Raw genomic sequence first — 11,193 nt, 5'->3', positions numbered from 1 at the left:
GAAAGCCGGGTGATCGATGTCGCTCAGTTTCGGAGCCACCGAGAGCTCGGCCCAGCGCTGGTCATCGCAGGCTGGTCGCCCAGCGCTCCCGTGGAAGCTTCCTCGTAGGGCCTAGGTGAGGATGTCTTGGCGCTGGCGGGCGTGAGCGAGGCGGTAGGAGTCGGTGCCGGTCTCGATGATATTGCCGCCGAAGGTGAGCCGGTCGACGATCGCGGCGCAGAGCCGTGGGTCGGTGAATGTTTTGGTCCAGCCGGAGAACGCCTCGTTCGAGGCGATGGCGACGGAGGCTTTCTCCTCGCGTTCGGTCAGGACTTGAAAGAGCAGCTCGGCGCCGCGGCGGTCAAGTTCCATGTAGCCGAGCTCATCGATGCAGAGCAGGTCGACGCGGCCGTAGCGGGCGATGGTCTTGGCCAGCATCTTCTCGTCGGCGGCTTCGACCAGTTCGTTGACGAGTTTGGTGGCCAGCACGTAACGGACCCGGTGGCCCATCATTGCCGCTTCGGTGCCCAACGCGATGAGCAAGTGCGACTTGCCGGTGCCTGAGTCACCGATCAGGCAGAGCGGTAGGCCCTTTCTCACCCATTCGCAGGTGGCGAGGGTGTGGATGACCGCGGGGTCGATGTTCGGGTTGGCGTCGAAGTCGAATGCGCGCAGGCTCTTGTCGCGGGGGAACGCGGCAGCTTTGATACGGCGTTCTGACCGTCGCCGGGCTCGGTCGTCGCACTCGGCCATGAGCAGCTCAGCAAGAAATCCGCGGTAGCTCATCTGTTCGCGGGCGGCAGCATCGGCCAGTTCGTTGAACTGCGAGCGGATGGTGGGCAGGCGCAGCAGCCGGCAGGCGGAGTCGACGGCGGCCTCGGCGGCCTGCTGGGTGAGCCCTCGATGACGTGTGGAGGTCATGTTGCGGTCCCTTCGCGGCGCAGGCGCAGCAGTTGGTCGTAGGCAGTGACGGTGGGTAGGGGCCGCCGATCCTGCGGAAGCTGCGCAAGGCGTCGCTGAGTCAGCGACACGACGTTGTTCGGCGGGCGGCGGAATCCACTGTCATCGCGGGCGGCGGGAGCGTCGTCGGCTTCGGCGAACTTGCGGGCCTCCAACGCGACCGCATCGACGGTCAGCGCGCCGGCGCGGACCGCGGTGGCGAGCCCGGCGACGACGTGTTCGTGGGGCATGTGCCGGTGCAGCAGCAACACCTCGATCAGCGCGCGGGTGCCCGCGGCGTCGCCGTGGGCTTTGCAGACCGCCGCCCACCAGGCGTCGTGCACCGGGGTGAACTTCCCGGCTGCTCTGGCCTGCTCCAGCGCGGTCGCGCCCGGCAGCGCGCCCGGCTTGCGCAGCAGCCCTTCCAAGTAGTGATCGAGGTTCAGCCGGGATCCGCCCTTGGCCATTAGCCGCTCGTGGCGGGCGACCTCGTCGCGGCCGTCATAGACCACCAGGTGCGAGGCGTGCAGGTGAACGCGGACCTGCCGGCCGACCAGATGGATCGGGACGGAGTATCGATTGGTGCGAACCGTGATCTGGCTGTAGCGGTCGACGCGCGGTGCCACCCAGGTGCCCGTCTCGAACCGCTCGTCCGGCAACGGGGCCAGCAGAGGCTGCTCAATGGCGAAGTGCTCACCGACAGTGCGAGGCCGGCTGCCGATGCGCCGGGCGTTATCGGCTGCGTCCCACGCGTCGACCATGGCATTGAGCTGCTCGAACGACTCGACGTCGGGAACCGGGACGAGGTGGTTGCGGCGAAACCAGCCGATCTGGCCCTCGACACCACCCTTCTCGTGTGCTCCCTGCAGCCCGGGCTGGCAATAGAACGCCTCAATGCCGTAGTGCGAACGAAACGCTGTCCACCGCGCCGTCTCCACCCTCTGCCGGGAGAATCCGAGCACCTGGGCCACCGCGGCGCGCAGGTTGTCGTAACGAATCTTCCCGACTGGAACCCCGCCCAACGCCTCGAAGGCATGCTCGTGGCCTTCGAGGAACGCCTCCTGGCCGCCCGAGGCGAAGATGCGGTGCACCGCCTTGCCGGAGAACGACAACCGCAACGCGAACAACATGCAGGTCACTGGGGCGCCGCGCAGATTGATCGTGACCTCGCCGAAGTCGACCTCGGCCTCGACGCCAGGTCGGTGTGTCTGCGGAAAGAACACCGCGACCGGACCACGCCCGGCCTCCGCATGGATCTTCGGCTTGCGCTGCGCGACGTAGCCGCGCACGACCTGGTAGGACACCCCTTGCATGCCGTGCTCGTCGAGCAACCGGGCGAAAATCCGCCGCACGGTATGACGTTGTTTGCGCGGCGCCGACAGGTCCGCGCGCAGGATGTCATCGATCACCGGCTTGAACGGATCCAGCCGCGATGCCCGCGGCGGCAGCTGCTTACGCGGCTTCGGCAACGCCGACTGCAGCGCTTCGCGCACCGTGTTGCGGCTGACCCGATACCGCAACGCCAGCGTTCGACCCGAAGCCCCCGCCGCCGAATCGCGACGCAGCGCCGCGAACAACTCAACCTTCGACATCCGCCGCATCCACCGGCCTCCGTCCAGACCAGCAGATGCTCCCACCGCCACGGGTGGCTCCGGAACTGACGAACAATCGAATACACCCGATCGAGTCCACCCCGCAGTGGCTCTGAAAGTGACCGACAAAACCCAGCCCAGAACCCGGCTGACGCCAGGGCGGCCGGCCGCAGACCAGCACGAAAACCGAAGGCCGGCACCTCTCTGACGCTTAGATCGGGCAGGACTCACCGGTAGCAGCTGGGCCGCGACGAACAACGACAGTTGCATCCAACGCCTGCTCCCCAAATGTCCGGTCAACGGGAACGCGGGACTCACCTTTCCGCTGATCACCGCAGACACAACTCCGCCTTCACGACCCGACATGGTGTTCGTATCGACGACATCCCGCGACTCGGAGCGAGGCGCCGCCACAGCATGGAATGATGATCTGCGAGCTGATCCATCGGGGGCGAAATGCTGGAACGAACGCCGATTCTCACGGTGGTGCTGATCGCTGCCACCGCGGCCGGAGGGTGCGGGACGGCGCAGCCGGTCACATCGGCTGTGACCGCCCCTTGCTCAACTGAGGCTGCGGCCAGCCAGGCACCGAACGTCGTCGCCTCCCAGCAGCACGAACGCGTTCGCACGGAGAGGGACGATAACTGGGCTCCGGTCGATCAAACTGCCGTGGCGAGCCAAGGCCATCGCATCGAGGCTGCCGGAGCTGTCTATGCCGATGCATTCGGTGGCGTTATCTTCGACCCGGTCGCCGGCGAGCTCACCGTCCGGTACGTGAACACCAGCGAGGGTTCCGCCTTGCTGAAAGTCATAAACCGGCTTGCTCGACACCGTAGAGATGTGCCGGTTAATTTCGCTGAAGTCGACCAGCCTTTGGCTGCTATGCAAGCGTTGGCCAGCGAGCTGAACAAATTCCGTGACTGGGCAGGCTTCGCCGCGCCGTGCATCCATGAAGTGTCCTTCAACCAGCTGGACTACCAGCTGTGGATCGACGCTTCAGGCGCTGCTGACCAGCTTGTTAAGGCTGCTCGCGCTCGGACGGGATTGACACCTGGCATGACAATTAGTCCTGGTTACGGCCTGCTACCGCAGTAGAGATCGAACTGGGGGGCAGGCAACGACCGTTTCGCTCGGCGCGGTCGACCTGAATTCGCAGACATCAGCACGAACCTAGCCCCCGACCACGACAAACCCCGGCCGCTGATCCCAGTCCACATCGACCGCGGCGAACTAGCCGGCTGCATCGTCGATCTACCAGCGGCCTGCGGGAGTCGCTGGCGGCTCCGGAACTCGGCGACATGAACCTCTGGCCGCATGAGGTGGATCCAACTCTCACCGACATGTGGCTCTGGAACTCGCCTGCAGAACCAGGGCGCCCACCAAGACGGTGTGCGGCTCTGCAAGGGCGAGCGATGAACGGGCGGCGGGCAGCTACATCAGGCTGCGGCGGCGGCCAGGCGCAGCGCCTTCGACGCGGTAGTCTCCATGCGGTAGGCCGCGTCAGCGTCGTCGATGCTGCGGGCCACGGAGGTGACGGCCTGCATGATGCCGCCGGCGCTCAGGTCGGCCCCGGCGATGAAGTGCGCGAGGATGGCGTCCTGCTGGTCCTGGGTGTAGTGCAGCTGCTGAGAGACGACTTTGATCGTGGCTTCCGGCTTGCGGACCGTGACCCCGGCGGCGCGTTCCAGATCGGCGACCGCGCGGGCGACGAAGTCGACGTTGAGGTAGTTGCGGATCGTGTCGACGGTCTGCGACGTGATCAGTTGCAGCAGGGCCTTCATCGTCTCCGCCGAGGGGTCGACGATGCCGTCGTCGTCGGTGATGCGGGCACCCAGATGGGTGCGTCCGACGGTGCCGCGTTCGACGGTCTGACCGTTGCTGCACACCTCGATGCGCAGCCACGGGGCGAGGGAGTAGCGGCCGTAGCCGGTCTCGGAGTTCTTCAGCAGGAACCCGCCGGAGATGACCGGCAGGTCGCTGCCCCGGCGTCCGTCGAACGGGCTGCGGTAGTTGCGCAGCAGCTCTGGGGCCATGACCTGCACCTCGGGAGACACGAAACGCACGTACATGCGCCGGTCGGTCAGGTCGCAGGACGCGATGTTCACCGCGACGCCCGCCTTCTCGATGCCCTTGATCGCGGCCATCAGCACGTCGAGGTTGTCGATGCGCAGGTACCGGTCAGAGAGGAACGCCCGGGCGGTGCCCACACTGCTGCCGGTGCTGCGGCGCAAGCAGCGCACCAGGAACCGGCGGTCGTCGCGCTCCAGCCAGGTGTTGATGTTGAAGTCCAGCGCCGGGATGTTCTCGCGGCCCATCCGGCGCAGGTAGTCGACAGGGACGGAGAGCTTCGCGCCGACGCCACCCAGGGCCACGTCGGAGAGCTTGAAGGTGCCCGTGGCGAGGTCCACACCTGTCGTGGTGAGCAGCGGTGCGGTGCGCGGGATGATCAGGTTGCCGTTGTCCGCGTGCAGTGTTGCGGCGCCGGCGATGACGTCGACGGATCGGGTGTGCTGATCGCGCAGCGTGGCGATCAAAGTGTTCATGCCGATGTGGCGATGGGGTGCTACGGCGAGCGTCGGCTGAGCCACGAGTACGGCCTTCCGTGCGAGGCCGTCACCGCTAACGGTGACGGCCGGCGGGCACGCTCGCCGCAGGCCGTGGTCGGCCGGGCGAGCGTGTGCTGGCCCGCGGTGCCGGGGCCGTGCCCGGCCGGCGGAGTGGCAAGGCGGCCAGGACGAGGAGATCTCTGGCCGAAGGCCAAGATGTTCTCGGACCGCCTTGCGCCCGGTGCCGGGTCGGCCATCGTGCCCCGGCCAGCACCGCCGCCCCTGCCGGAACCCGGACCGGGAATCGTGGATCGTCGAGTAACCGGTGATCAGCTCAAGGTCGAAAATTTGCGGACAGGATGCCGTAACCGTTCTGCCGTGGAGTGGTCAGCCAGCTGGGGGTTCGCACGCGTAACGTTGCTCGCCTCACAGCTTGCTGTCCGGTGTCGCCACTTCAGGTCGGGCGCGGTGCTGATTCGCCGAGAGTCCAGGTAGCGCCGACGCGGGCCGGGTATCGACCGGTGCTCGTGCGGTGGCCTTGATACGACGGTTTCGACGAAGCGTCGGTCCGCGCGCGCCGACGCAGCACGCGGCTCGGGCGATGTGCGGTCCCTGCTGGACAGTCGATGTAGCGCTCTGACAGCAGCCGGACGTAGTCGACCTCCGAAGCGAAGGCGACATACTCCCCGCGCAGGATGGTGCCGCCGAGCCGGTCGCAGCACGATACGGACACGGGGTACCAACCGGTCACGGCGTAGGTGACGACGTGGCCGCAAGACAGGTCGAGTTCGAACACGCAGCGCCGGTGCTGCTCACGGGGGCCATACGGCGGCGCGGTGTTCGCCGTCGCGATGTCGCCGTCATGGCAGGGTTGGCAGATTGGCCCGAGCTCGGCGTCGTAGCCGGCGTCGCAGCTCTCGCACACGATCCGCAGGCAGCTGCGGCATTCGCCGGAAGCGGTGGTGCTCAGGTCGGTGCCGCAGAACCCGCACGAGCCGGTCATGCACCCCGTCGTGTGCTGCCCGGTGAGGTGCTGGTGGCACGGATGATCAGTCATGGTGACCTGCCCTGATAACCGCGGAACGAGCATCGTCACGATGCGGTGGAGCGTCATTCGCGGCAGGATTTCGCCGGTCGAGCCGCAGACGGTGGCGTTCCACAGCCAGCAGCGTTCGGGCTGGGGCGTGCCAGCGGTCATCACCGATGACCGCAGTCGTCCGTCCGTTGATGAGGGCGTGGAGAGCGGGGATTTGCTCGGCGTAGGCCCCGCCCAGGGACTGCAGGTCGGCGCAAGCGCGCAACGTGGCATCGCGCATCTTCTTGTTCCAGGGGACGCGCTGGTGGAGCGCGGAGTGCGGCTGCTGCTGCACGTTGGGGTCGCCGTCGTGACCGGGCCTGCCGTAGTCAGCCATGCCGCAGGAGGAGCCGTGGACATCGTCGGTGGGCAGATGGAGCCCGCCGCGGCGGGCGCGGCCGTAGATCGGCCCTTCGCACAGGTGGTAGCCAAGCCAGACGACTGGTGGATGAACACCGGTGGCTTGCGCGAGCAGGGCAACTTTGTCGTAGTCCCAGGCCCGACCGCCGCGTTGTTGGCGGTGTCCGGCGACTTTCGGGTGCGTCAGCGTGCGCCAGTAGTCGGGGTGGACTCCGGTGGAGGCGACGAGGTCTTCCTCGTCGGTGAAACCGCCGGCGGTCAGGGCGTGTGGTAGCTGGTCGAGCAGCAGGTGGGCCAGTTCGCGTCGTACGGCGGGCACCGCCGGATCATCCGCTGGAGCCAGGCGCGGGGCACGCGGTGCGGGAACCGGCTGGTCGGGCAGTTCGGGAAGAGCGGCTCCGGCCGCGAGGTAGTCCAGTAGCACCGCGGCGAAATCGTTGAGGATCTCCTCGAAGCCGCGAGATCGGTCGTGATAGTCGGCGACGGGCAGCCACCGGCCGCCGCCGCGGTGCGCCACGCGGTGCGCCGCCTCGTGCAGCAGGACGCGCCGTGCCCGGTGCTGGCTGCTCAGGGCAGCGCGGTGGATAGCGACATCGCCGGTGCGCGGAGCGTAGAACCCGTCGGAGCACGGTGACGCCTCGCTTTCGGAGTACACCCTGACCCGGTCCAACGCGAACTCACCGATTGCCCGGCGGACCAGCTGCTGCGTCTCGGTCAGCACGTCGCGTTCGGCGGCGGTGAGCTGTCGCAGGGAAACCCACGTTGTCTTGTCCCGGGTCCGTTCGTAGTGGCGTACGCGCCGGGCCCGGGCGATCTCGACGCCGAGGCGGTCCATGAACGCCCACAGCTGCTCGTGGGGTAGGCCCGGGGCGGTGAGTTCGGTGTAGCCCTTGTCGATCAGGTCGAGCTTGGCTTCCTCGTTGCCCGAGGTGCTGTAGAAGCAGAGAGCGGGCAGATGGGTGCGCGCCCATGTCCGCCACGCGGCCCGGGCCCGCGGCAGGCGGATGTCGGCGAAGTACTGCTCCGGCTCGCGTAGCTTCCCGCCTTCCAGTACGTGCTGGGCGAACCGGTTGATGACCTGCTGGTCTTCGCTGTCGGCGAGGATGGCCTGGACCGCGTCGCGCAGGGCGCCGGCTTCGATGACTGTGCGGTCTCGGTTCTGCAGGCCCTTGGCGTCCAGGGGCAGGTCGTAGGAGGCGAGCAGGCCCGGCATGGTGGTGACCAGTACGCCGCCGATCCACACCCGGCCGGGCTGGCCGGTGAGTACGCACGTGCCGTGGCCCTGCGGCGGCTGGTAGCCGGGCTCGCTCAGCGCACGGAACCGGCTGATGGCCTCGTCGGCGAGGGCTTTCTGGCAGGTGACGGTGATGACCGTGCCCCGGGTGCGGTCGCTGCGGTGCAGGTGGTAGACGAGAACCTCGGTGCCTGCGGCGGATCGTGACGGCACGATGCCGTCGAGCAGCCGTCGGCGTTCGACGGCCGGGGTGAACCCGTAGCCGACGGTGTCGTAGCGCACCTGGCCGACCTCGGTGCTGCGGGCCAGGACGAGACAGGCGAGCTTTTTGCCTTCACCGAACTGGCCGATCTGAGCGTCGGATTTCGTCGAGTACCCCAGCACCAGCCCCTCCTCGGGGATGCCGGGGCCGTCGTCGCTGATGGTCAGGACTCCGTCGGCCCACCTGACGCGGGCGCCGGGGTCCTCGTCAAGGGCGTTGGCGATCAGCTCGCACAGCGCCCGCACGGGAGTCCACGACTTCACGTACTCCGGTGATATCGGGTACGCCAGCGTGTCCACCGACGCGGGCGCAGCGGTGGTGGCCGTGACGTCCGAATGTTGATCCGTGACGTCCGCGGGTGCGAAGTCGTCCACGAGACAATCTCCTTGCTTAAGCAGAAAAGGGAGGCTCCGGCCGCGGCGCTGGGGGCGGCCAGGCGTTCCCGGATGAAAGGCGCATTGCAGGCAGTGCAGTGCGGACGCGCGGCATGCTCCCGCGGCCGGCGACAGTGGCGACATGCGGCGGCAGGGCTGGCTGGCGGTGTCCCGGCACCGTGAGCGCTGGGACACCGCCGACGGAGTTACGGCAAGAGGCCCTCGAGGTCAGTGCCGTCGCGCAGCGGCCAGGGCAGCGTCGCCGGATCGATTCCGGAAGTCAGCACCAGGCCGATCAGGAACGACATGGTGTTGTCCGGCTCGCCTTGCACGGCCTTGGACAACGCGGCCCACGCCAGCGCCGGTTCGCTGCGCCTCCAGGCATTCCAAGCGGCCAGGTTTGCCGGCGCCGCCGCGTAGCGCTCTGGCACACGGCGGGCCAGGTCGAGCCACAAGTCGTGCTGCCAGGACTCACCCGTAGTCGCTCGCCAGGCCGCGCTACGGCCATCGTTGTCGGACAGGGCCATCGCCAGACGCGCCGCCTGTTCGTCACTGAGCTGCTCGCCGGCGGACGCGATGTCCAAGCAGGTGTGTACGACGGCCACAGCGTCCGGTAGCCGCTGCGGCACCCGGCTCAGGGCGGCAGCGGTGCGGGCCTGAGCGTCGGGGTCCGGCTCGACGAAGGAGGCGAAACCGTCCCTCGAGGGCAGTGCCACACGCCCGCGCAGAGTCATTTCGGCGGCGATGACGCTGCTGGAGAAATCCAGGACGGCGCCGTGCTCGGGTGTGCAGGGGCACCCGTCGTTGAGGCAGTAGTACCTGCCGTCGTTGACCAGCAGGCACGCCGCGACGGTGACCGCCATATTCAGCGCGTCGCTGATCCCGGCGATCCGCTCGCGGTCCGACAGCGGGCCGTAACCCACCACGCAGGCAAGGTGGGCGTCCGCGCGGGCGGCGGCAGTGCTGCTTTCCGCAATGATGAACTCGTCCGGCGCCTGCTGGCCAATGCTCAGACCACAGGTGAGGCGTCCATCGCCGGCGACGAACACGACGACGACGCTGTCCTGGGGGTGATATCCCAGCACGTACGGGATGGTGGTGAGTAGGTCGGTCGGACCGCGAACCACGGACGGTGCAGGGTCAAGCACGGCGGATCACACTCCTGGGGCGTAGCAGATGTCGCGAGCCCGGAGCTCTTTGGAGCCCCGCCGGTGCACCGCGTCGGGAGAAGCCACCGGTGGCGGTGCACCGGTCGAAGGCGGGCACCGGGGTCGCGCTGACCCCGGGCGCGGACCGGCCCTGACGGCCCGAGGCAGGCCAGGGACCGGCCCGGCCCGCCCACTTGCAGCAGCATCTGCACGGGAGGCGATCGTGACGGTGGGCGGGCCGGGTGCAGCGCCCTGGCCGGCCCGGGACGGGGCCGGTACAAGCGCTTACGGGCAGCGGCGGCACCGGCTGCCCGCGCCGACCGTCACGACAGACGCGTGGAGTACGGCGGCTGGCTCTGTGCGCGGTTGGTTGTCCGTCGTGTGGCTCAGTTCAGCCGTCGGCTCGCCGCAGCTCGGTGATCACGTCGGTCGCGGATGTGACCAGTCGCGCGCCAATGTGGGTACGGAGGATGTGGTGACAGCCCACCGACATGGCCGAGGTCACCGGCCCTGGTACGACCATTGCGGGACGATCCAGATCGAGGGCTCGGCTGATCGTCTGCACCGCGCCGCTGCGGGCCGCGGCCTCGACAAGAACGGTGCCGGCCGCGGTCGCGATAAGTCGGTTGCGGATCGCGAAGCGGTGGCGGAGCGGCTCGGTGCCGGGCGGCCACGGGCTGACCAGCAGACCGTGCGCGATGATTTGATCGAACAGGGCCGCATTGCCGGACGGGAAGGGGCGGTCGATCCCGCAGGCCAGCACGGCGAGGGTGAGGCCATTGGCCGCCAAGGCGCCGCGGTGCGCGGCCGCTTCAACGCCGAAGGCGCCGCCGGACACGATGGTCCACCCTCGGGTGGCGAGTTCGCCGGCGAGTTCAGTGCTGATGTGGTTGCCATACGACGTCACCGCTCGAGCTCCCACGATCGCCACGGACCGCGGGAATGCCTCGCGCAGGGACAGGTCTCCGCGGGCCCACAGGCACAGGGGAGGCTTGGTGTCGCGGGTGACTGGCCCGTCAGGGCTTGGCTCAAGCCGGGCGAGGTCGTCGATCTGGGCGGGCCATTCATCGTCGCCTGGTACGACCAGCCGCGCGCCGATCCGCTGTGCGCGGCGCAGCGCGATCTGTGCGAAACGGCGAACGTCGCCGTTGGCCGTGCGGGCCGCTATTGCGGCGCGCAGTGAGGCGTCCGGGGCGTCGCCGTTGAGCAGGCGATCCAACACCGCTGGTGCGCCGTCGTGCTGGACCATGGACCAGATTGTTGGATGCCCCGGTTCAGCCACCGTTGTGAGGGCAACCCGGGCAACCCGGTCTGCCTCATCTGCGGACTCCGGTACCAGGCCGTGGGGGGAATCGTCGTTGCGCATGGGGTTCCCTTTCGCTCATGGAGGTGAAACGCGTCGATGCAGGTGGTGATCGATGCGGGAGATGCCGCAACGGCGGGCATGTCGTGTCGCTGCAGGTGGCGGCCCGAAGCGGCGCTACCCGCGTAGTACTGCGGCGAGCTGTTCGAACACGCGCGGCAGCCGTCGTGGCGGCTATGCGCTGGAAAGTGGCGCGGTGGGCGCGGCTGCACTCAGCCCGTTGGACCGAGCCCGTCACGGCGGTGGTCGCTGCCGAAGGCGGCATCATCGGCGCCGGCGATGTGCAGGTTCGGGGGGTGCCGCGATGCGGGTCCACCAGAG

General features: G+C 68.3%; 8 protein-coding genes. 1 reads left to right on the top strand and 7 read right to left on the bottom strand.

What is annotated here, in order from left to right; genetic code table 11:
• Nucleotides 1-111 precede the first annotated feature (111 nt).
• Nucleotides 112-900 carry an IS21-like element helper ATPase IstB gene (istB, locus tag IT780_RS15350; protein WP_199512210.1) on the bottom strand — a complete coding sequence of 263 codons (789 nt, stop codon included), beginning with the start codon at nt 898-900 and terminating at the stop codon, nt 112-114.
• On the bottom strand, nt 897-2,510 hold the full coding sequence (gene istA / locus IT780_RS15345; RefSeq protein WP_199512209.1) for an IS21 family transposase: 1,614 nt from the start codon (nt 2,508-2,510) through the stop codon (nt 897-899). The genes istB and istA overlap by 4 nt, the downstream gene beginning before the upstream one ends.
• Nucleotides 2,511-2,966: 456 nt before the next feature.
• On the opposite strand from istA, the gene IT780_RS15340 reads away from it, so the two are divergent.
• Nucleotides 2,967-3,605, top strand: coding sequence for a hypothetical protein (locus tag IT780_RS15340; RefSeq protein ID WP_199512208.1), 639 nt, complete (start codon nt 2,967-2,969; stop codon nt 3,603-3,605).
• Nucleotides 3,606-3,946: 341 nt separating this feature from the next.
• On the opposite strand, the gene IT780_RS15335 is transcribed toward IT780_RS15340, so the two are convergent.
• From IT780_RS15335 to dprA, 5 genes are all read right to left on the bottom strand, one after another.
• On the bottom strand, nt 3,947-5,053 hold the full coding sequence (locus tag IT780_RS15335) for a DUF932 domain-containing protein (protein WP_199512207.1): 1,107 nt from the start codon (nt 5,051-5,053) through the stop codon (nt 3,947-3,949).
• Nucleotides 5,054-5,510: 457 nt separating this feature from the next.
• On the bottom strand, nt 5,511-6,113 hold the full coding sequence (locus IT780_RS15330) for a hypothetical protein (RefSeq protein ID WP_199512206.1): 603 nt from the start codon (nt 6,111-6,113) through the stop codon (nt 5,511-5,513).
• Nucleotides 6,106-8,361, bottom strand: coding sequence for an ATP-binding protein (locus IT780_RS15325; protein ID WP_233412865.1), 2,256 nt, complete (start codon nt 8,359-8,361; stop codon nt 6,106-6,108). The genes IT780_RS15330 and IT780_RS15325 overlap by 8 nt, the downstream gene beginning before the upstream one ends.
• Before the next feature lie 206 nt (nt 8,362-8,567).
• Entirely contained in the window at nt 8,568-9,488 is a 921-nt protein-coding gene (locus IT780_RS15320) for a DUF4192 domain-containing protein (RefSeq protein WP_307831212.1), read from the bottom strand.
• A gap of 412 nt (nt 9,489-9,900) precedes the next feature.
• Nucleotides 9,901-10,758: a DNA-processing protein DprA gene (gene dprA / locus IT780_RS15315; RefSeq protein ID WP_307831201.1), complete on the bottom strand. Its 858-nt coding sequence runs from the start codon at nt 10,756-10,758 to the stop codon at nt 9,901-9,903.
• Between the last annotated feature and the right edge of the window lie 435 nt (nt 10,759-11,193).

The organism is Nucisporomicrobium flavum (genome assembly GCF_016464385.1).
Taxonomy (GTDB): domain Bacteria; phylum Actinomycetota; class Actinomycetes; order Mycobacteriales; family Micromonosporaceae; genus Actinoplanes; species Actinoplanes flavus_A.
The sequence above is the reverse complement of the archived record's forward strand: the minus strand, read 5'-3'. Positions and strand labels throughout refer to the sequence as shown.

What these genes read in the sequence shown, in the direction of transcription:
- istB (WP_199512210.1), bottom strand. Translation starts at nt 900, where the DNA reads ATGACCTCCACACGTCATCGAGGGCTCACCCAGCAGGCCGCCGAGGCC.
- istA (WP_199512209.1), bottom strand. Translation starts at nt 2,510, where the DNA reads ATGTCGAAGGTTGAGTTGTTCGCGGCGCTGCGTCGCGATTCGGCGGCG.
- IT780_RS15340 (WP_199512208.1), top strand. Translation starts at nt 2,967, where the DNA reads ATGCTGGAACGAACGCCGATTCTCACGGTGGTGCTGATCGCTGCCACC.
- IT780_RS15335 (WP_199512207.1), bottom strand. Translation starts at nt 5,053, where the DNA reads ATGAACACTTTGATCGCCACGCTGCGCGATCAGCACACCCGATCCGTC.
- IT780_RS15330 (WP_199512206.1), bottom strand. Translation starts at nt 6,113, where the DNA reads ATGACTGATCATCCGTGCCACCAGCACCTCACCGGGCAGCACACGACG.
- dprA (WP_307831201.1), bottom strand. Translation starts at nt 10,758, where the DNA reads ATGGTCCAGCACGACGGCGCACCAGCGGTGTTGGATCGCCTGCTCAAC.